The 20,385-nt window shown below is 43.3% G+C and carries 18 protein-coding genes; 7 read left to right on the plus strand and 11 right to left on the minus strand.

Going from position 1 to position 20,385, the window contains the following annotated elements:
* Window positions 1–2: 2 nt before the first annotated feature.
* The 5 genes from tpiA to rlmE all read right to left on the minus strand — a co-directional run bounded on the left by tpiA (window position 3) and on the right by rlmE (window position 5,802).
* Complete coding sequence (gene tpiA / locus ABMY45_RS00960; protein ID WP_206470976.1) at window positions 3–743, minus strand: triose-phosphate isomerase; 741 nt, start codon at window positions 741–743, stop codon at window positions 3–5.
* Window positions 744–822: 79 nt separating this feature from the next.
* A complete protein-coding gene (glmM, locus tag ABMY45_RS00965; RefSeq protein ID WP_010373858.1) occupies window positions 823–2,163 on the minus strand; it encodes a phosphoglucosamine mutase in 1,341 nt (446 codons plus the stop codon).
* Window positions 2,160–3,005, minus strand: coding sequence for a dihydropteroate synthase (folP, locus tag ABMY45_RS00970; protein ID WP_045987617.1), 846 nt, complete (start codon window positions 3,003–3,005; stop codon window positions 2,160–2,162). Before folP ends, glmM begins: the two co-directional genes overlap by 4 nt.
* 147 nt (window positions 3,006–3,152) lie before the next feature.
* On the minus strand, window positions 3,153–5,105 hold the full coding sequence (gene ftsH, locus ABMY45_RS00975) for an ATP-dependent zinc metalloprotease FtsH (protein WP_102057007.1): 1,953 nt from the start codon (window positions 5,103–5,105) through the stop codon (window positions 3,153–3,155).
* 67 nt (window positions 5,106–5,172) lie between these two features.
* Window positions 5,173–5,802 carry a 23S rRNA (uridine(2552)-2'-O)-methyltransferase RlmE gene (rlmE, locus tag ABMY45_RS00980; protein ID WP_010605081.1) on the minus strand — a complete coding sequence of 210 codons (630 nt, stop codon included), beginning with the start codon at window positions 5,800–5,802 and terminating at the stop codon, window positions 5,173–5,175.
* Window positions 5,803–5,888: 86 nt separating this feature from the next.
* On the opposite strand from rlmE, the gene yhbY reads away from it, so the two are divergent.
* Window positions 5,889–6,185, plus strand: coding sequence for a ribosome assembly RNA-binding protein YhbY (yhbY, locus tag ABMY45_RS00985; RefSeq protein ID WP_010373854.1), 297 nt, complete (start codon window positions 5,889–5,891; stop codon window positions 6,183–6,185).
* On the opposite strand, the gene ABMY45_RS00990 is transcribed toward yhbY, so the two are convergent.
* On the minus strand, window positions 6,182–7,429 hold the full coding sequence (locus tag ABMY45_RS00990; RefSeq protein WP_010605082.1) for a serine hydrolase domain-containing protein: 1,248 nt from the start codon (window positions 7,427–7,429) through the stop codon (window positions 6,182–6,184). The genes yhbY and ABMY45_RS00990 overlap by 4 nt on opposite strands.
* A gap of 98 nt (window positions 7,430–7,527) precedes the next feature.
* Here ABMY45_RS00990 and ABMY45_RS00995 point away from each other — a divergent pair, with 98 nt between their 5' ends.
* The 4 genes from ABMY45_RS00995 (at window position 7,528) to ABMY45_RS01010 (ending at window position 12,035) form a co-directional block, all read left to right on the plus strand.
* Entirely contained in the window at window positions 7,528–8,331 is an 804-nt protein-coding gene (locus ABMY45_RS00995; protein WP_010605083.1) for a hypothetical protein, read from the plus strand.
* Window positions 8,332–8,450: 119 nt separating this feature from the next.
* A complete protein-coding gene (locus ABMY45_RS01000) occupies window positions 8,451–9,158 on the plus strand; it encodes a response regulator (RefSeq protein WP_010605084.1) in 708 nt (235 codons plus the stop codon).
* A 21-nt stretch (window positions 9,159–9,179) separates the two neighbouring features.
* A complete protein-coding gene (locus tag ABMY45_RS01005; protein ID WP_174168691.1) occupies window positions 9,180–10,466 on the plus strand; it encodes a HAMP domain-containing sensor histidine kinase in 1,287 nt (428 codons plus the stop codon).
* Between the two features lie 222 nt (window positions 10,467–10,688).
* On the plus strand, window positions 10,689–12,035 hold the full coding sequence (locus ABMY45_RS01010) for a sodium-dependent transporter (protein ID WP_102057009.1): 1,347 nt from the start codon (window positions 10,689–10,691) through the stop codon (window positions 12,033–12,035).
* Window positions 12,036–12,070: 35 nt separating this feature from the next.
* Here ABMY45_RS01010 and ABMY45_RS01015 read toward each other — a convergent pair whose 3' ends face one another.
* Both ABMY45_RS01015 and ABMY45_RS01020 read right to left on the minus strand, forming a co-directional pair.
* Window positions 12,071–12,517, minus strand: a complete 447-nt coding sequence (locus tag ABMY45_RS01015) for a GNAT family N-acetyltransferase (RefSeq protein ID WP_349288396.1) — start codon at window positions 12,515–12,517, stop codon at window positions 12,071–12,073.
* A gap of 106 nt (window positions 12,518–12,623) precedes the next feature.
* The gene (locus ABMY45_RS01020; protein ID WP_010605088.1) at window positions 12,624–13,367 is read right to left on the minus strand and encodes a sporulation protein; all 744 of its coding nucleotides are present in this window, start codon (window positions 13,365–13,367) and stop codon (window positions 12,624–12,626) included.
* Window positions 13,368–13,498: 131 nt separating this feature from the next.
* Here ABMY45_RS01020 and ABMY45_RS01025 point away from each other — a divergent pair, with 131 nt between their 5' ends.
* Both ABMY45_RS01025 and ABMY45_RS01030 read left to right on the plus strand, forming a co-directional pair.
* Window positions 13,499–15,070, plus strand: a complete 1,572-nt coding sequence (locus tag ABMY45_RS01025; protein WP_010605089.1) for a cation:proton antiporter family protein — start codon at window positions 13,499–13,501, stop codon at window positions 15,068–15,070.
* 276 nt (window positions 15,071–15,346) lie between these two features.
* The gene (locus ABMY45_RS01030; RefSeq protein ID WP_088530338.1) at window positions 15,347–15,634 is read left to right on the plus strand and encodes a hypothetical protein; all 288 of its coding nucleotides are present in this window, start codon (window positions 15,347–15,349) and stop codon (window positions 15,632–15,634) included.
* Between the two features lie 149 nt (window positions 15,635–15,783).
* Here ABMY45_RS01030 and ABMY45_RS01035 read toward each other — a convergent pair whose 3' ends face one another.
* From ABMY45_RS01035 to ABMY45_RS01045, 3 genes are all read right to left on the minus strand, one after another.
* Complete coding sequence (locus ABMY45_RS01035; protein WP_349288295.1) at window positions 15,784–16,770, minus strand: sterol desaturase family protein; 987 nt, start codon at window positions 16,768–16,770, stop codon at window positions 15,784–15,786.
* A gap of 117 nt (window positions 16,771–16,887) precedes the next feature.
* Entirely contained in the window at window positions 16,888–19,095 is a 2,208-nt protein-coding gene (locus ABMY45_RS01040) for a TonB-dependent receptor (RefSeq protein WP_227387038.1), read from the minus strand.
* Window positions 19,088–20,356: an imelysin family protein gene (locus tag ABMY45_RS01045; protein WP_206470982.1), complete on the minus strand. Its 1,269-nt coding sequence runs from the start codon at window positions 20,354–20,356 to the stop codon at window positions 19,088–19,090. Before ABMY45_RS01045 ends, ABMY45_RS01040 begins: the two co-directional genes overlap by 8 nt.
* Between the last annotated feature and the right edge of the window lie 29 nt (window positions 20,357–20,385).

A 20,385-nucleotide genomic window follows, 5' to 3' on the forward strand; every position in this document is an offset into this window, starting at 1 on the left:
ACTTATCCTTTTGCACTTCTGCATATAGCTGCGAAACTCTCAGGTTTTAGGCTTGCGCCACCTATAAGTCCACCGTCTATATCGTCTTGTGCGAATAACAATTCACTGTTCTGTTCATTAACACTGCCACCGTAAAGGAGCTGCAGTGATTGTGCAATTTGCTTGTCATTGTCTGAAAGCAAATCACGTATAAATTTGTGTACTGCTTGCGCTTGCTCAGGAGATGCTGTTTTACCAGTACCAATAGCCCAAACAGGTTCGTATGCTATCACAGAGTTTGTTAGCGCTGCTACACCTAATTTGGTGATAACTGCGTTTATTTGCCTAGCAACCACTTGCTCTGTCTGCCCATTTTCTCTTTCTTCTTCGGTTTCACCAACACATAAGATTGGTGTCAAACCTTGTTCTTGAGCATGTGCAAATTTGTTCGCAACATCTTCATCGCTTTCGCCGTAAATAGCTCGCCGCTCTGAGTGACCAACTAAGGTATATGTTGCACCTAGCGATTTTGCTAGGGACGCCTGAATTTCTCCAGTATATGCGCCTTCTTTATATTCCGAAACAGTTTGAGTTCCGACAGTAAGCCCTTTACTTGCTGCTTGCTCAATGAGCATGGCAGGAGGAAAAACAATTACATCTGCTTGAAATGTTTGATTGCTTACTGCTTCTGATATTTGGTCAACAAGGGCTTTAGAGCCATTCATTTTCCAGTTACCAGCAACAATTTGCTTTCTAGTTGTCATACGATACTCCGCAGTAGAAAGCGGGTGAGATACTAACTCTACTCACCCGAAGTTACAAGAAATAAATTTAACTTTTGGTTTAATTGCTCACAGATTCAACAACTTCAGCGATTTTTTGGGCAAAATCGATAACTTGCTTCTGTTGCTGAGCTTCAACCATGACGCGAACCACAGGCTCTGTACCAGATTTACGCAATAGCACTCTGCCCTTTCCGGCAAGCTGAGTTTCAACTTCAGCGACAACCGCTTTAACAGCGTCTTGCTCGGTTGGATCATCTTTAGTGCTATAGCGCACATTAATCATCTTCATTGGGTATTTGCTAAAACCTTCACCCAAATCTTTTAATGTTTTATTCTGCGCAACCATGGCAGCAAGCACTTGTAAGCTAGAGACAATGCCATCACCGGTGCTGATCAGATCCAGATTTAAAACGTGACCTGAACTTTCGCCGCCGATTTTCCAGCCTTTCTCACCAAGAAGCTCCATTACATAGCGGTCACCGACCTTACTACGCTCAAACGCAATTCCGCGTGATTTAAGGGCGTTTTCGAGCCCCATGTTAGACATTACCGTACCTACAACACCGCCACCTAATGTGCCATCGGCATGAGCTTGACAAGCGATAATATAGACGATGTCATCACCATCAAATACATGACCGTCGTGATCGACCATCATGACTCGGTCACCATCACCATCATAAGCAATACCAACATCCGCTTGATGTTCAAGCACGGCTTTTTTCAACGCTTCGACATGCGTTGCACCGCATTTTTCGTTGATGTTGACACCATTAGGTTCACATGCGGTTGTGATCACATCCGCACCAAGTTCACGCATGACACTTGGTGCAATGTGATAAGTCGCGCCATTTGCGCAGTCCAACACCACTTTCAACCCTTCAAGCGATAGCTCTTTAGGAAACTGGCCTTTACAAAATTCGATATAGCGACCATCCGCACTCTCTAGACGCTTAGCTTTACCGAGTTTTTCGGACGCGACACACGTCATCGGTTCATCCAGCTTTGCTTCTATTGCAAGTTCCACCTCGTCAGGGAGCTTTTTACCATCGCCACCAAAAAACTTGATGCCATTGTCGTGGTATGGATTATGAGATGCGCTGATCACAATACCAGCCTCAGCTCTGAACGTTTGCGTCAAGTAAGCAACAGCAGGTGTCGGCATAGGCCCCAATAAAATCACATTGATCCCCGCGGCAATTAACCCAGCCTCTAACGCGGTTTCAAGAAGGTAGCCAGAAATGCGGGTATCTTTGCCAATAATTACCTTTTTGGTACCACGCTCAGACAGCACTTTTCCAGCCGCCCAGCCTAGTTTCATTGCAAATTCAGGCGTAATTGGGAACTCGCCCACCATGCCCCTTACACCATCCGTACCGAAGTACTTTCTTGTTGTCATTGAGTAACTCCATTGACCGACGCTAGCCATACATTAAGCGCGTCGCTTGTTTCTTTTACGTCATGAACACGAATTATGTGCGCGCCTTTCTGCGCACATATCAATGCACCAGCTAGACTCGCAGCTACGCGCTCATGCGTTTCCCGAGTGAGTAGTTGTCCAAACATGGACTTTCTAGAGAGGCCTGTCAGAATAGGCAAATTGAAAGCGTGAAACTTATCCAACCCACCTAATATCTGAAAGTTATGCTCTAGAGATTTACCGAAGCCAAAACCAGGATCTAAAATCAGCCGATTGGTATCAATCCCGGCTTGCTTGCACGCACTGATCCTAGCTTCGAAAAACTGACTGATGTCTGAAAATAAGTCATCATAGTGAGGGTTATTTTGCATTGAGCGAGGTTGACCTTGCATATGCATTAAACAAATTGGTACATCACTGTATTGAGCTGCGACTTCAAGCGCGCCAGGCTCTTGCAACGCTCGAACATCATTAATGATATCAGCGCCAGCCTCTATTGCTTGTTTCATCACCTCAGCTTTACTGGTATCTACCGAAATCACACAGTTAGAGTGTGTGCGAATTGCTTTAATAATCGGTATTACGCGCTGTAATTCTTCTTCTAATTGTACGTCTGGCGCGCCGGGACGAGTGGACTCTCCACCTATGTCTAAGATGGTAGCGCCTTGTGAAAGCATTAAATTTGCTTGCTCGATTGCGCTATCAAGGTGAGTAAAATGTCCACCATCAGAAAATGAGTCGGGAGTAACATTTAAAATCCCCATTACCTGAGGCTTATCTAAACTAAGGGTGCGCCCTTTGGGTAAACGTAACTCGTACATTCTATACCTATTTTCTGTAGTCTAAGTTTGGTGATAACGAAAGGCTTATAGCAGTTGATTTAAGTTCTCGCATCGAATGTCATAAAACTTATATCAACTGATACAAAAAAGCCCCGATTGCTCGGGGCTGTCGTATTCTACCTAATCTTACGATTTGTCATCAAGCTCTGAGTTTGATGATGTGTCGTTTGACTGCTCTTCTGCTGGTTTTTCAGCTTTAGGCTCAGGTTTTATTTCTGTTACTTTCGCAGATTCTGCTTTTTTCTCTGGCTTAATGTCATGGGCATCCCTTGGTGGACGAACATCACGACGCTCCATTAGATCATCAATCTGCAATGCATCAATCGTTTCGTATTTCATCAACGCATCTTTCATCGTGTGAAGAATATCCATATTATCTTTCAGGATTTGCTCCGCACGTTGGTAGTTGCGATCAATGAAATCTTTAATTTCAGCATCAATAAGCTTAGCGGTTTCATCTGACATACCTGACATGCGGTGAGAACCACCACCCATGTACATCTCGCCTTGCTCTTCTAAGTACATCTGTGGGCCAAGTTTCGGACTTAAGCCCCACTGAGTAACCATTTTCTTAGCAATATCGGTTGCGCGCTCAATATCGTTGCTCGCGCCTGTCGTTACCTTGTCATCGCCGTAAATCAGCGCTTCAGCGATACGACCACCGTATAAACTCGAAAGCATAGATTCTAGGTGTTGCTTAGAATGACTTACACGGTCTTGCTCCGGTAAATACATTGTTACACCTAATGCGCGACCACGTGGAATAATCGACACTTTATATACAGGATCATGTTCAGGCACTAAACGACCAACAATCGCGTGACCGGCTTCGTGATAAGCCGTCATTTCCTTCTCTTGCTCGCTCATCACCATGGACTTACGCTCAGCACCCATCATGATTTTATCTTTCGCGGCGTCAAATTCCGCCATACTTACCTTACGCTTGTTGCCACGAGCGGCAAACAGTGCAGCTTCATTCACAAGGTTAGCTAAGTCAGCACCAGAAAAACCCGGCGTACCACGTGCAATCACAGACGCTTCAACATTATCGTCTAAAGGCACTTTACGCATGTGAACGTTTAAGATTTGTTCACGGCCACGAATATCCGGAAGACCAACCACGACTTGGCGATCGAAACGACCAGGACGTAATAATGCAGGGTCTAGTACATCAGGACGGTTAGTAGCAGCAATAACGATAATACCTTCGTTACCCTCAAAGCCATCCATTTCTACAAGCATTTGGTTAAGTGTTTGCTCACGCTCGTCGTGACCACCGCCCATACCTGCGCCACGTTTACGGCCTACCGCATCGATTTCATCGATAAAGATGATACAAGGCGCAGCTTTCTTTGCCTGTTCAAACATGTCACGAACACGAGATGCACCAACACCAACAAACATTTCTACGAAGTCAGAACCGGAAATGGTAAAGAATGGTACTTTTGCTTCGCCAGCAACGGCTTTAGCAAGTAGGGTTTTACCCGTACCTGGAGGACCAACCATCAACACGCCTTTCGGAATGCTACCGCCCAACTTTTGGAACTTTGACGGGTCACGCAAGAAATCTACTAGCTCAGTAACATCTTCTTTCGCTTCGTCACAACCAGCAACGTCCGCAAATGTTGTCTTAACTTGGTCTTCGCTCATTAATCGAGCTTTACTTTTACCAAACGACATTGCGCCTTTGCCGCCACCGCCTTGCATTTGGCGCATGAAGAAAATCCATACCCCGATAAGCAATAGCATTGGGAACCAAGAAATAAAGATATTCGCAAGGAAAGATTGCTCTTCCGGTGCAACACCTTTGATATTTACGTCGTTCTTAAGTAAGTCATTAACCAAATCCAAATCAGTTAATGGAATTACTGTTTGAAAACGATCTCCACTCGAACGAACGCCACTAATCACGCCGGTTTGACGATCAATACTGACTTCTCTTACAGAGCCATTGCGCACATCCTTTACAAATTGTGTGTAACTCGTTTGGCGATCATACTGTTCGCCACCGTTAAAGCTCTGGAACACAGTCATTAGCACTACTGCAATCACTAACCAGAGTATTAGATTTTTAGCCATATCGCTCAAGGAGTTAACCTCTTGTATCCAAAAAAATTCAAATTCAACTTGATGCTTTCCAACTGTACTACAGTTTGTAGCCCGTCGCCACTACATATACTTCGCGTGAACGAGGGCGAGACGCTTTTGGTTTACGGATCTTTACGACCTTAAAACAATTACGTACCTCTTGTACAAATTGATCAAAGCCTTCTCCTTGGAAAACTTTAACCGCAAATGCACCGTTTGGTTTTAGCACTTGATGGCACATATCTAATGCTAGCTCGACCAGATACATACTGCCAGATTGATCGGTTGACATATTTCCGCTCATATTTGGTGCCATATCAGAAAAAACTACATCAACATTCTTGCCGTTTATTCTATCCAATAATGCATTTAATACCGCTTCTTCTCTGAAGTCTCCCTGAAGGAAATCGACACCCGCTAATGAGTCCATCGGTAAGATATCACAAGCAATAACTTGTCCGCCAATATCTACCTGCTCTGCGAGATACTGCGACCAGCTCCCCGGAGCAGCCCCTAAATCAACTACCGTCATTCCTTTACGGATCAATTTATCCTTTTGCTGGACTTCTTCCAGCTTAAAAACCGCTCGTGAACGATAGCCACGTTTTTGGGCTTCATGCACATACGGGTCTTCTACGTGTTCTTTTAACCAACGTTTCGAACTGGCGGAATGTTTTTTATTTGCCATATTAACTACAACTCATTAGTAATATTGTCTAGATGGCGTTAGAATATCGATAATTCAAGCCTTTTAATAAATAAGATTGTATCAATATGACCTTATCAAATAAACAAAAGCAGTTCCTAAAAGGGCTAGCTCATTCTTTAAACCCAGTTGTTCTTCTAGGCGCAAACGGCCTAACCGAAGGCGTCATGGCTGAAATTGAGCAAAACCTGAACATTCACGAACTTATCAAGGTAAAAGTACCAACCAATGATCGTGAAACTAAGAAACTGATTTTTGAAGCAATTGTTCGTGAAACAAATGCACATAAAGTACAAACCATTGGCCATATCATTGTGTTGTACCGCCAAAGCGAAGACAAAAAGATCCAGTTACCTCGTAACTAACCTTTGTTGTCTGCGACGTTTTCACCAGAAGACGTCGCAATCTCTTGTAATAAACTCGCTTCTTCTGCTTTTACTTTCTTAATTTCCTGCTCACTCACCTGAGGCAGTAATTTCTTCTCAAGCGCCAATGCGTCAACAATAAAGTCGTTTGTTAACTGATTAATAATGCCACTCTCTGCATTTAACAGTAGGCTAAACCCAATACCAAGCTCTGGAATAATCACCACATCGGTACGATAACCTTGCACCCAGCCACTATGATAATAGAGCAATTTGCCATCGTAACGATAAATTCGCCAGCCAAGTCCATAATAGGCTTCTTCTACATGACCACGCCAAACGCGTCTGCGTAGCTCTCGTTTCGTTAACGTATACGGCACTGATTGCTTACTCAGAGCATCCGGTGATAGAACACTTGGATACAGACCTAATTGTGCTTTTAACCACTGCGCCATATCAGCAGCACTAGCGTTTACACCAGCTGCGGGGAGTACTTTATAGTAATGCGGCTTTAATTTAGCGGTATGCCAACGCTTTCGCCCTCTGACATGCGGCCACGCAAAATTATCATTTTTTGTCATTTGCTCGTAGCCAAGGCCGGCGTCATGCATATTAAGTGGCGCGAAAACAAACTCTTCCATCCAAGTTTTGTAACTGATATTCGTCGCCTGCTCGATAACATCTCCAATCAAGCTAAACATGACATTTTGATAACCATAACACTCACCGGGCTGACATAACGCTTTGACTTGCAGTAAGCGCTCAACAATTTGTGGGTAGTCCATGCGAGACTCGATTAAATTATCGTAGGCATTGGGCACTAAGCCACTCGAGTGACTTAACAAATGATAGAGCTTAAGTTGGCTATAATCACCTTTGGCGACTTGCGGCAAGTAGCTGGCCACTCGATCGTCAATATTAAAATACCCTTCGCTCGCTAATTTAGCCGTTAGACTTCCTGCAAACGTTTTTGAAACCGATGCCAAGCGAAAGCGAGTTTGTTCGTTGACCACACTTCCTTGTCGACTTTTTGTCTTGCCAAAACCTTCTGCGTAGCTGCCGTGCTCGACATGCACGACGGATAAAGCAGCACCGGGCACCGATTTTTCTTTTAGTTTGCGCTCGACTTGCTTAGAATAGCTCTTTAAAAATTGTGACCATTGCTGGTTTGGGGTTTTTGCAATCGTTATTTTTGGATAACTAATGCAAAAAAAACAAACTAATGTGAGAATTAGCGACTTCATAATGACTCATTTCATTAACACTCGCCCGCCATACTAACATGATGAATTGGCGGAACTCACTAAATATAAGAAAATAACTGTTTAATTGAGGTATTTTAATGCGTTTAGTGCTAGCAGCTCTATGTACAAGTCTACTTTTTGGATGTGTCACCACAGCGCCATTAGCGCCAAAGTTAGATGTACCTAAGAAGCCACTACTAAAAAAGTCTGTTTATCAAATCAGCTATAGTACCGAACTTAATTCTGCACGAATTAAATCAGTGCAATTGCCCGCTCACCCACTTGCTCAAGGTGACACAGTCTACATCAATGCCGATAAGGTAAGCTTGACTGATACACTGAGAAAGCAGATTGTTGCTTTACTTGAGAAAAAAGGCCTGAAAGTTGTTGCAGCTAAAAACGCAAACTACACGCTAACAATTCATCAACTTGATTTGGAATTTGCAGCCAATAAAACGTACGCACTGGATAGGCCAAGAAACCCACATCCACATATTGCTGAACTTGCTCAAAATTCGCCAGCATTTCAATGCACTAATATTGTGGCTTCAGTCAGTATGCGCCTAGCACACCAAGCTTCGTCAGATGTTGTCTGGTTTGCCAAATCATCAGTAGATAGCGCTGGATTTCAAGGGATCCCTTTACAATTCACATTTACTGAAGTGGAAAAAATAGAAAACGAGCACGATGTACTGTCGTTTATTGTGGCCCAAAATACCGACGAGGCGCGCCGTCAACGTGGCGAAAAGCCCGTTGATATTCCTCCTTACAAGGTAACTAAAACGGTTTCGCCGCTCGAGAAAACCGCTGGTGCATGTACCCAAACCGAAGTATCAGCGCTAACAGCGGATATGCAAAAACACTTGGCCGAGAGTTTAATTGAAAAGCTAAACGTTAAGTAACATAAGTACTCGCCAGTTTGACAGAGGTCAACTGCAGGCTGGCGCTACACTTATTTACAGACAATGACGCTTTTAGAATTATACTCGACGCAGAAAAATAAAAAGTTCGGAGTAAAGACATGGAGCAATACGGCACAATCTTATTGGTTGAAGATGACACTTCATTAGCGCAATGGGTCGCTGAATATCTTGATAATCAAGGTTACAAAACACATTGCTGCTACCGCGGTGATGAAGTCGTTGAACGTGTTAAGTCACTAGACCCCGACCTTGTTTTACTTGACCTTATGCTCCCCGGTAAGGACGGTATCAGCGTATGCCGTGACTTACGTCAGTTTTATAGCAAGCCTGTTATTATGCTCACAGCCAAAGATGAAGAAATGGATGAAGTCATCGGTTTGGAAGTTGGCGCTAGCGATTATGTAATCAAGCCTGTGCGTCCTCGCGCCTTACTCGCTCGTATAAAAGCGAATGTTCGCGCTGCACAAGAAAAACCACAAGATCATCAAGCTGCCAATCACGAACTCGTGGTGGGACATTTATGTATCGACACTCAAGCTCGCAAAGTCAGTGTTGCAGGTCAAGAAGTCATCGTCTCTAGTGCCGAATACCTACTACTGCAATTTTTAGCCAGTCACGCTGGTGAAGTTGTCTCTCGCGATGCGGTTTTTAAAGCGACAAAAGGGAGAGAATATGACGGCCTCGACAGAAGCGTCGATGTGCTCATTTCTGCCCTACGTAAAAAGTTTAATGATGATCCTCAAAACCCAGAAAAAATTAAAACGGTGTGGGGTAAAGGGTATCTACTCGTACCATCAGCTTGGTAATGAAGGTCGCAAGCTAATATCGTGAAAAAACTCTATATCTACTTACTCGCTGGTGCGTTAATTTCGATCTTCGCTCTGGGTTGGGTGATCGACACCTATAATCAGCAAACCGCTCCCTTAGAAGATAGTTTTGAGTGGCAAAGCAAACTGATTACAGGTCTTGCCAAGCAAGTTGCAGATATTGAACAGGGAAAACGAGAAGACGCAACGGCTTTGATTGCCAAACAATTTGACATCAACATTAGCTATAAAGATGGCGAAACGCTAGCCATGCCGCTCGAGTTAAAGCAACGGATGTTACAACCTGATGGGTTAGTAATAGAAAACGAGAATGTATACCTTCTAAAAACAACCCCTAAAATGGCGCCTGACTACGTTGAACTTGAATGGCAACCTCAGGTTGAACAGGCTGATTACGACGTATTGCTAACATTATTTTTCTACGGTGGAATTTGCGCAATATTATGGTTCATTCTCTCTCCGTTAGTTAAACGTTTGATCGTTCTCAATACTGCAGCAAAGCACTTTGCCAGCGGTAACCTAAGCGCGCGCATCGCCCCCAATCATTTCACCTATATCCGCGACTTGGAAAATACCTTTAATCGAATGGCAAGCCAAATAGAGAAGTTGATGGCTGAGAATAAGCTAATGGCCTCCAGTCTTTCTCATGACATTCGGACACCTGTTGCGTGTTTAAGGTTTGGCTTAGATGCAGCTTTAGATGAAAGTGATATCGATGCCATTCACGATTATTTAGCACGCATGGAAAAAGATTTAGATCAAATGGAGGACATGCTCTCGAGCTATCTATCTTTTGCGACGCTTGAACAAAAGTCTCATTTACTCAAACATGAAGTAACGACTCTATCTCGCTATGGTCAAGATCTAATGCAGCAAATGCAACCAAAGCTACAAAAGAACCAGTTGTCTGGTCGCGTAGAAATTCCTGAACAATTAATGATCCATGGCGACTTACATTGGCTTGCAAGAGCGATAAGTAATTTGATCAGCAATGCCTGTGACTTTGCCACTGCCAGTGTGTTATTAAGTGCACACCATACCGAGCATTGGCTCATTATTACCGTTGAAGACGATGGCCCTGGGATCGCGAGACAAAATTGGGATAAAGTCTTTAGTCCTTTCTTTCAAGAGCAAACTCACCGCAACCGTGCAGGTAAAAGCTACGGCTTAGGCCTTGCAATCGTTGCAAAAGTCATGGATTGGCATCATGGTACAGCCACCGTAAACCAGTCAGAGCGATTAGGTGGCGCAAAATTTGTGCTTTCGCTACCCTGTAAAGAAAAATAATTATTGTAAATAAGTCGCTACACGGTGACTTATCTCATATAGAAATAATCGTGAAAACATTAGCTTATAAGCTAAGCTTTGATTTTTGAGTGCAACAACTTAATTACGGCTAAATATCAGGCTAAAACTTGCGCTAAATCAAGGTAATTTACTCTTTTTATTTCTTTTTAATTACAGTAGATTGTCAGCGCCGTTAGAAATTTTTAGAGAAGTATAATAATTATGAGCAATGTCCGAGGAGAGTTCAGCTCTCGCTTTGGTTTTATTATGGCCGCCGCAGGGTCGGCGGTAGGTTTGGGAAACATTTGGGGCTTTCCAACACAAACGGCATCCAATGGTGGTGCTGCGTTTGTTTTAGTTTATCTGGTTTTGGCTTTTTGTCTTGCCTATCCAGCACTAATGGCAGAACTCGTCATTGGTCGTCACGGCCAAGCAAATGCCGTATCTTCACTGCGCAAACTAACAAATACAGCATGGCAAAGTAAACTTGCTTTTGTTGTCGGGTTCGGCGGTATAATTTGTGCGGGTCTTATTTTAAGTTTTTATGCAATCGTGGCAGGGTGGATGTTTAGCGCAACACTTGAGCCCATCGCGGAAGTTGCCTCAATGACTCAAGTGCAATCTTGGCTTGCTGATTCCTCTATGTCACGCAACATCGTCTTTACAGCCGCCTTTATTGCACTCACCGTGCTCATTATTAGTAAAGGCGTAGAAAACGGGATAGAAAAGTGGTCAAAGCGTTTGATGCCCGCACTTATCGGTATTTTATTCTCGTTAATTGCGTATGTATTAACCCAAGAAGGTGCTGTTGAAGGTCTTAAGGTGTATCTTGTTCCTGACTTTTCTTCTGTGCTTAATCCACAGTTACTCGTTGATGCTCTAGGACAAGCATTTTTCTCGCTTTCGCTTGGTACCAGCGTGATGATCATTTACGGCTCATACATTAGTAAAAAAGAGAATTTAGTTTCACTTGGCGCAATGGTTACCTTAATCGACGTTTTTATCGCTTTCGTTGCCGGCTTACTTATCATTCCCGCCATGTATGTCGCGCAAGCGCAAGGCGTAGAGATTTTTGCAGCTGACGGCTCACTGCTAAATGAAGACACCTTAGTGTTTCAGGTATTGCCAGCATTGTTTGATAGCATGGGTAGCATTGGCCTGGTGGTAAGCTTCGCTTTCTTTGCTCTGATGAGTATTGCCGCACTCACCTCGTCTATTTCGATGTTAGAAGCGCCTGTTTCCTATGCTGTTGAACGTTTTGCACTGGGCAGAGTACAGGCCACCTGGATCATCGGCACCTTGGTAACAGCCGTGAGCTTCACCATTTTGGTAAACATCGAGACGCTGTTCGGTTTTATTGTTAGCCTGACAACGAAGTTTGGTCAGCCACTACTTGGCATGCTGTGCTGTGTATTTGTCGGTTGGATTTGGCACAGAGCAAAACTGCTTAAAGAAATTGAATCAGGATGCCCGGAAGTTGGCAGTAGTTTCTTCTGGAAAGTATGGCCTTGGTACATCCGCTTCGTTTGTCCAATTGCCATTGCTGCGGTATTTTTAAATTCACTATAATTTCGCTCATAAAAAGAGGCTACGCATAGCCTCTTTTACTTTTTCACAAATAACATATCCTGATGCGGGATCCCATCTTCTAGATAATCTTCACCTTGCTTCACAAAGCCGAGCCCCGTATAAAACTTGTCTAGATAACACTGCGCAGAAATAACTAGATTCTCATGAGTAATCTCCGTATCACAACAAGCAATCGCGCGATGCATAAGGTCATGTGCAACGCCCTGCCCTCGCAGCGTTGACGAAACAATAACACGGCCAATGGATGCAGTAGTTGCGGATTTTCTATAACAACGTGCATACGCTAAAATTTGTTCATCTTTGACCAAAAACAGATGTTGAGTTTCAGGCGCCCTATCGGTATCGTCAATTTCTGGATAGGGACATGCCTGTTCTACAACGAATACATCAACCCTTAGCTTTAAAATCTCAAAAAGCTCATCTTTAGTGAGCGCATCATAACTTTTAAGTTGCCAATTCATATTTTTCTCTGTCATACCAATTAGCTTTATTAAGACTGATTGGTATCGTTATGCTTAAAACAAAAACGCCCAGACAAAGCTGGGCGTTTTAGAGTAAATTAAGTGATTATGAGAACAGCCGCTCCAACTGATCGCACAATTGAGAGATATTGACGTGATCGTGCTCAATTGTGAGATCGACGTATCCATCCCCTCGAAACGCTCTGTCCAACTCTATCAGTACATGAGTTCGATGTGCTTCAGGTACAAACGAAAGCTCAACTTCTTGTAGTCCAAATAATGCACGTGAGTTTGGTCGGTATTCTAGTTCTTGGTAACAACCAGAAACAGACTGAAACTCGGACGCTCGTAAATAGCCCTTTTCTACATCCGCTTTCACTAAATGGAAGCCTAAACGCTCCATCGCTGTCATACATGCTTTCACTGCTTCATTTGGATAAATGTGTAAAGCATCTTTGTCTGATGGGTCGATGGCTAAATCAATGTCTAAGCCTGTTTCAATCCAAACATGACAACGGTTGAAGCCCGCATTTATTTCTGTGATTGGTGTTTCTGAATGAAGTCGAGCTTCAAAAGGAATAACTTTTTCTTCGCCTGGGCCTATCGTGAAATTATTACCTACACGCCAACGGTCAATAACATGATTACTAAAATATTCTCCGTCTTCCCCTTCAACCTTAACTCTTGTCATTAGCGCAAGTTCTAAACCTGTTACTTCTTGGCTAACGTCACCGCCTTTTACTACAATTTGCGCTTGAAATTTCTGTCCCGGGTGCAAATGCTCTGTTTCCAATACAGTGTCTACTTTTGCCGCACCGATACCGACAGATGCTAGGATCTTCTTAAACATTACGTCTCCTGTCCGGTATGTCCTTACCTGCATCATAACCATATTTTTTCCAACTTGTCAGCGAAAATTTATAATTTATATATCAGGAGGTTTTGGTACACTGCTCATATCTTGGATAAAAATTTAAAGTTATGGAACTGCTCTATTTTGCTGTCGCATTTGCATGCGGATTTTCTGTTTATCAATTAAAGCTTCCTCCTTTGATTGGTTTTTTGATGGCGGGCTTTGTCTTAAATCTACTTGGCCATAAAACCACAGACTTACTTACTCAACTTGCAGATCTTGGTGTAACGCTGCTGCTTTTTAGCATAGGTTTAAAATTACGAGTTGGTAACCTGATAAAGCCTCAGGTTTGGGCACCAGCGAGTATGCATATTATTACCAGTACAGCGTTTTTCGCTAGCCTGTTATTGATGCTAGGGGCGATGAGCCTACCTTTATTTACTGACCTAGACTGGCAAAGCGCTTTATTGGTTGGTTTTGCATTTAGCTTTTCCAGTACCGTTTTTGCGGTAAAAGTGCTGGAAGAACGTGGTGAAATGGCAAGTCTTCACGGTAAAATCTCAATCGGTATTTTGGTTATGCAAGATATCTTTGCGGTTATCTTTCTCGCCGTCAGTACGGGCAAAGTACCCAATATTTGGGCACTGGCACTGCTTGTGGTGCTACCGCTTGTACGTCCAGCTATGTTTTGGGTATTAAGCCGCTCAAAGCATGGTGAGCTACTCCCTCTTTTTGGCTTCTTTTTTGCGTTAGTCGCAGGTTATCATGCCTTTGAATTTGCGGGCCTAAAAGGTGATCTCGGTGCGCTGATCATGGGTATGATTTTCGCCCCACATAAAAAAGCCGGTGAGTTATCAAAATCACTATTGAATGTAAAAGACATCTTGCTTGTTGGTTTTTTCTTGAATATTGGTCTGAATGCCACGATTACACTGGACGCACTTTTAATAGCGATTCTACTGGTAATTGTTCTACCGATTAAAGTCTCACTTTATTATCTCTTCACCAATATGTTCAAATTGCGTGCTCGTACATCGCTATTGAGCGCTTTCACACTCACTAACTATAGCGAGTTTGGTCTTATCGTGTGTGCCGTTGCATCTGCTTCTGGTGCGGTTGCTCCTGACTGGCTAGCAGTAGTTGCTATTGCTGTTTCTATTACTTTTGTGATCGCGTCTCCGCTCAACAAACGCTCGAACGAGGTCTACGTTAAATTAGAGCCTTGGTTATTAAAGTTTGAGAACCAAGACCGTTTAGAAGAAGAGCTTCCGGTAAATCTTACCGACACCAAGATCGTTATATTTGGTATGGGAAGGATTGGAACGGGTGCTTACGAAACAATACAGGCCAGCTTCCCAGATACCGTTGCTGGTGTAGATATTAAGCCTGAAGTAGTTGAAAAACATGTTTCCCGAGGGCGCAGGGTATTAACTGCTGACGCAACCGACCCTGATTTTTGGCAGCGTGTAAATCATTCTGAAGTAGAAATGGTTATGCTCGCGATGCCTAAACATATGCAGAATATTTATGCACTCGAGCAGCTCAAAGCATCAGGCTACAACGGCCAAGTTACCGCCATTGCAAACTACCCAGATCAACAGAAAGAATTAGAAGAAATGGGTGTGAATTCTACCTACAACTTCTATTTAGAAGCGGGTAGTGGCTTTGCAGAACACGTAAAAGAGAAATTATTTACTTAAATTAGTATTGGTTCTCAGTATCATAATTGGTACTGAGAACTATTTTCATATTCAGATCATCGTGTTACATCTAGACGTCCATCTTATTATTTCATTCCACTCATTATTCGATTTACAAAGCTTTACATCCAAGATGGTAATTTGCCCTCACTTCAGAGTAAACTGATCACATCGGACATGGCGTAAGTATCTATTTTATGAACAAAAAATTGATACCAAATGCCTTTTGAACATCGTGTCACTGGATTGTGAACAAGCTATACCTTTGGGGGTTTTATGATTAAGAATAAATCTAATGGTCAATTTTCTGCAGTAGTGGATGACGTCAAGGCTGCGCCTTTTTCAGACCTCCAAGAAAGGCTGGATGCAATTCAGGACGGTGGTATGACAGCGTTGGCAATTCGCAATATCCTATTTCATAAAATGCTCGATATGCATTCCGTACCAAACGATCACTATTTAAGGGATGAAGAAACCCCGAACCGGTTGGACGATCCAAAACTAATTGAAAAGTTAAATGAACTAGGCTTTTTCCGCAGCAAGCCTTCATCACAACTACACTAGTAAAGATTTAGGGAGCCTACTCTCCCACATAGGCTGACAATGCCCGTCGTCAGCCTATTTTCCCCTTCCAAGCACGAGCTTCACCTTTGAAAAACTCTCCCATACCGAAATTAATTCATTGCAAATATGTAGTTCTGAATAGTGAAGATCTAGTCACCCTGAGATGATTTAAGTGGTGGGTTACTTTTTTTCTTCGGTAATAAGGTTTTCCAAGCCTGCCTGAATGGCTTCAAGTAAATCGCGGTAAGTGAATCATGTCCCGCATCATATTGCCCAACTCCAATGGTAATTTGACCCACACTCGAGGCTTTAATAAGCGAGCCATACATACGATCCCAAATGGCAAGTGCTGAGCCTAAATTGGTATCAAAATGGATTGGATTGTCACTGTGATGTACTTGGTGCTGTGCAGGACTAATAAACCAATCTTCTAGCTTGTCACCCCAACTCAGCCATATATGTGAATGCCTTAAATTGGCCCCAAAAATATTAAACAAAAAGACAAACGCATTCGCCCCCAGAATATCGTACATGCTCAAGCTGCTGCCAAATACATAATACCCTACTCCAACCACAATTCCTTGAGTTAATGCCATACGACAGGCGTACAGGTAGCTTTCAACGGGATGTGAGCGATAAATGGTAAAGGGGGTCAGGACTTTTGCAGAATGGTGAACCTTGTGAAACTCCCAAAAGAATGGGATTTTATGTAGGATCAGATGCAGCAGGAATCGAGTGAGGTCATCGACTATAAACAAAAATAACGTAAATAGTCCAATCACTACCCATTCTGGCGCTTCTAGATATAACGCAGGACCAAAGAGCGCTTCAAGTCCACCGGATAATCCTAGCGCCACCGGTACCATAGTCAACACGATAGGCGTAAACGTCGCCGCCTTTATCAACCGATTTGTGATCAATAAACAGTAATCGAGCTTGGCGCTTTTGCACCACCAGACTTGCTTGGGAAACAGAAACTTTAAAAAACCTTTACCAGAGCGCGCTTTTTCTGTGGCGATATAAACAGGAACAGCCATCAAAATGGCACTAAACAAGTATGGCAAATACACTCTTTTATTGGCATCGAACAAGTAGCCTGGGAGTTCAGTAATGCTTTGCCATAGTTGCTCTAACATAGTCATTTCCATCAAAAAGAAATAATGAATTCACATATCTTTGGAACAGCTCCATAGCTCTAGCAACAAGCCGCCATGAAGCTGCGGCTCTTACTCAAGAGCCGCATAGACAATCAGTTAAAACTGGTATTTATAACCTAAACTAAATTGTCTTGGTTTGCCTGGGCGCGCGCCATACGGACGACGACTAACAATTTCTGCTTCATCGAACAAGTTGTCGATTTTAGCATAGACTTGACCATACTGGCCTAGCTCGTAACTCGCGGATACATCAACGATCGTTGTGCTGGGCACCTTTGCGCCTTCAAGGACAAGCTCAAAGTCTTCAGTGCTCCTGCCAGCAGCTTCGCTCATCTCACTGATGTATTTAATGGCTACGTTAACTTTCCAATCACTTGCTGCAAGGCCGATGTTAAAAGTGGCTTGATGAGATGGTAAATACGGAAGCTCATCACCATTTTTAATATACCCCCATTGTGCGAACGTTGTCGCACGCTCATTCTGGAATTCACCTTTCGTATAGGTGTAGGTGAGACTATAAGGGATATCCAGTTGAAGATTCAAAGGATAACGTTGTGCAAACTGCATCTCTAGACCGTAAACATCCACCTCACCGCCACTGAACTGCTGGTCTTGTTGGTCATTGACACCACAGTTAGACTGACCACAGCTTTCGTTCAGATTCTCATAGTCATTGAAAAAGCTCACAATCTCAAACTGCGTCACACCATCATTAAAACGTCCACCGAATTCGTAGTTAACACTCTTCTCAAGCTCTATATCTGGATCCTGTTGTGGTGAAGAAGGTACAAAACCTTGATGCACGCCAAATAAGAGACCAGCATCATCAGAAAGCTGATAGAAACCACTTAGGCTTGGCAGCCAAATACGGGTGGTTTTATCAATCCAAACATCGGCATCTTTATTATCTTGGTAAGACATATCCATCAGCTCGCCACGAAGACCAAGGCCCAAAGTCAACGCATCAAGCTGTACCTTATCTTCTAGATATACCGACCACGCTTTAGTATTTTCAGTATTCAGCGAGGTAAACTGCTTTGAACCCTCTAGCAACACAGGTGAACCACCTTCCATTGCATATGCTTGCTCAAAATGTTTGCGCTCAATTTCATCTTCATGAAAACGCACGCCAACAGCAATATCATGGGTTAAGTTAAACAGGCTAAAGCTCGTATTGGCATCGACTTGAAGACCTTGTGAGAAATACTCACGGTCATTAGTCCCCATATTCAAAAAGATATTTGAACCTGCAACGACAGAGTCACGTGCCCCTGTGATCACAGCGTACTCATTTGCGAAAGCCTCTGGGTTTGCCATGATTTTTGAAAGGGATGGTCCACTTTTACTACCTAGACTATTAAGCTTAAGCCAAGCTCGCTCATAGTCATTACGGTACAGCCTTGTCGTAACGTTAAAGTCTTTGCCATCAAGTACATGGGATAACATTACCTGAGTGTGCTTGGTATCCATCTCTGCAGGCTGAGACGCTGCGTATCGACGATACGGATTTTCAGCAAAATCTGCATCCGTTAAACCAAGGTAAGTTTCATCGGACAACTCGTCGGCATAGCTGAGCTTTAAGCCAAACGTATGGTTTAGCTCGCCTTGTGACAGTTTATAATTAAACTTGGCTAAGATATCGTTCTTCTCAAACCCCGTATCACCACCGCCATCAAGCTCTTTAAAACCATCAGCTTGTAGATTTACCGCTTCGAATAAGAAGCCAACATTATTTACTACTGAACCGTAGTAACCGTGTGCTTTGGAATAACCGTCACTGCCAGCCGCAACATCAATACCGCCTTCTGTAAACTCTGGCACTTGGCGAGTCACTAAGTTAAGCGCACCAGCAACTGTTTGCGGACCATGCTTGATAGCCGCTGGTCCTTTAAATACCTCAACCGCAGTCATACGAGTCGTAACCGGGAAATAATAAGCAGCCGGCGCAGAATAAGGAGCTGGGCCAATAAGCACACCGTCTTCCATTATGGTGATTTTTTTGCTTCGCTCAGGTGTTACACCACGAAAACCAATGTTTGGTCGCAGGCCATAACCATCTTCTTCCCGAATATTAACACCAGGTACATTAGAAAGAATACGGTGAATATCATCGTATTCGTATTCTGCCAACTGCGCTTCTGACAACAAGGTTGCAGAGCCGGCTTCTTTTCGCAATTTATCGTGATGGCTGATAATAGAGATATGCTCAATATCTTGATTGTCATCCGCAGCTTGCGCTTGAGGTAGTGCAAAAATTACCGCTACCGCTAATAAAGATTTCTTCATGTTCATGCGCTTAATCATTGTCACCTGCCGAAGTTTGTGGAAGTTCTAGGGCGAGCTTTTCGATAAACTCAGTCTTTAAATCATCCGTCACTTTTTTAACGTCTGTATGCGTTTGCGTCACTTGCTCTGCAGAACCCGCAAGCTCAGCTTTCAGGCTCGCATTCATCGCAAGAAGTGTAGCTTCTGCATCCGCAAGCCCTGCAAGCATGCGCTCTTTTACATCACTACCATTCTCAGCATCTAAAAAGTCATCAAAGCCCAATGTATTCTCAGCATCTTGGCCATTACCAGTGAAGATGTTTCTAAACGCTCTGATATTAGCAAGTAAATTCTCTTTAGAATGTTCTGCAATTGGCGACTCCACCGCTTCTGGGCAAGCTTCTAAACCACATGCGTTCGGAAAACCTAGGCCTAACGGCGTCGCTATTTTGCCGTCTTTTAACTCTTCGGTCATGTAAAATAACGCCTTTGATATTTCATTAAGCGCTAAGTGGGGCGTGTCAAACGGAGAGCCTGGTTGTCCTGCATTAACGAGTTTAGCTGCGTAGCCATTTTCTCCAGTCCATTGAGACAAGAGTATATTGCTCTGTGCTTCAATGTCTTTAGCCACTTCCATCGCAAACTCACAACGCGCGACCGCTCTTTCCTGAGTTGAACGGCTATTCCATGGTGCCAACGCATCATTCACTGACGAGCAGTTGTGGTCAAGATTGGCATTGAATAGAAGGTGCTCTAAGGCAGTTAAGCCTTTACGGTTTGCAGTACGCTCAGAGATATTATAAGGATTGCTAGCATTGCCATTAATAACGCCATCTTCAAAATACACTACATCCAAGTCGATATCACATAAAGAGCCTGTAGCGGGCCAAACATAAATGTTGTTTTTAAGCTCTTTACTATTGGCAGTAAGTGGACCCATTTGCATCAATTCAACATACTGCCACCCAATCATAGCGTTGCGCCAACTTTGTTGAGCATTTTGCTTTAACGCGGCGGTATTTTCAGCCTGTACTTTTTCAGCGCTACAATAACTCGCAACTTCAAGTTGCTGTGTTACCGCGAGTTCATTGAATTGCTCAATTGCAGGGGTAAGCACATTATTCACAAGGTTACTTACCAAGGCCGCTTCATCAAATTGCGTGGGTAGAGTTGGGTTATCCGTTCCAGAGTTATTATCTTTCACTCCAGATCCTTGGCTGCTTGAAGTACTTTCACCACAACCAGACAATACCAAAGCCACAGCGACGGCAGCAGCACTTAAACGTTTAGATACTCTCATTTGCATTCTCTATTATCTATATACAACAA

Source organism: Pseudoalteromonas sp. XMcav11-Q, from assembly GCF_040104525.1.
Taxonomy (GTDB): Bacteria; Pseudomonadota; Gammaproteobacteria; order Enterobacterales; family Alteromonadaceae; genus Pseudoalteromonas.

Coding starts and splice junctions, on each gene's coding strand:
- tpiA (WP_206470976.1), bottom strand. CDS start 743: ATGACAACTAGAAAGCAAATTGTTGCTGGTAACTGGAAAATGAATGGC.
- glmM (WP_010373858.1), bottom strand. CDS start 2,163: ATGACAACAAGAAAGTACTTCGGTACGGATGGTGTAAGGGGCATGGTG.
- folP (WP_045987617.1), bottom strand. CDS start 3,005: ATGTACGAGTTACGTTTACCCAAAGGGCGCACCCTTAGTTTAGATAAG.
- ftsH (WP_102057007.1), bottom strand. CDS start 5,105: ATGGCTAAAAATCTAATACTCTGGTTAGTGATTGCAGTAGTGCTAATG.
- rlmE (WP_010605081.1), bottom strand. CDS start 5,802: ATGGCAAATAAAAAACATTCCGCCAGTTCGAAACGTTGGTTAAAAGAA.
- yhbY (WP_010373854.1), top strand. CDS start 5,889: ATGACCTTATCAAATAAACAAAAGCAGTTCCTAAAAGGGCTAGCTCAT.
- ABMY45_RS00990 (WP_010605082.1), bottom strand. CDS start 7,429: ATGAAGTCGCTAATTCTCACATTAGTTTGTTTTTTTTGCATTAGTTAT.
- ABMY45_RS00995 (WP_010605083.1), top strand. CDS start 7,528: ATGCGTTTAGTGCTAGCAGCTCTATGTACAAGTCTACTTTTTGGATGT.
- ABMY45_RS01000 (WP_010605084.1), top strand. CDS start 8,451: ATGGAGCAATACGGCACAATCTTATTGGTTGAAGATGACACTTCATTA.
- ABMY45_RS01010 (WP_102057009.1), top strand. CDS start 10,689: ATGAGCAATGTCCGAGGAGAGTTCAGCTCTCGCTTTGGTTTTATTATG.
- ABMY45_RS01015 (WP_349288396.1), bottom strand. CDS start 12,517: ATGAATTGGCAACTTAAAAGTTATGATGCGCTCACTAAAGATGAGCTT.
- ABMY45_RS01020 (WP_010605088.1), bottom strand. CDS start 13,367: ATGTTTAAGAAGATCCTAGCATCTGTCGGTATCGGTGCGGCAAAAGTA.
- ABMY45_RS01025 (WP_010605089.1), top strand. CDS start 13,499: ATGGAACTGCTCTATTTTGCTGTCGCATTTGCATGCGGATTTTCTGTT.
- ABMY45_RS01030 (WP_088530338.1), top strand. CDS start 15,347: ATGATTAAGAATAAATCTAATGGTCAATTTTCTGCAGTAGTGGATGAC.
- ABMY45_RS01035 (WP_349288295.1), bottom strand. CDS start 16,770: ATGTTAGAGCAACTATGGCAAAGCATTACTGAACTCCCAGGCTACTTG.
- ABMY45_RS01040 (WP_227387038.1), bottom strand. CDS start 19,095: ATGATTAAGCGCATGAACATGAAGAAATCTTTATTAGCGGTAGCGGTA.
- ABMY45_RS01045 (WP_206470982.1), bottom strand. CDS start 20,356: ATGAGAGTATCTAAACGTTTAAGTGCTGCTGCCGTCGCTGTGGCTTTG.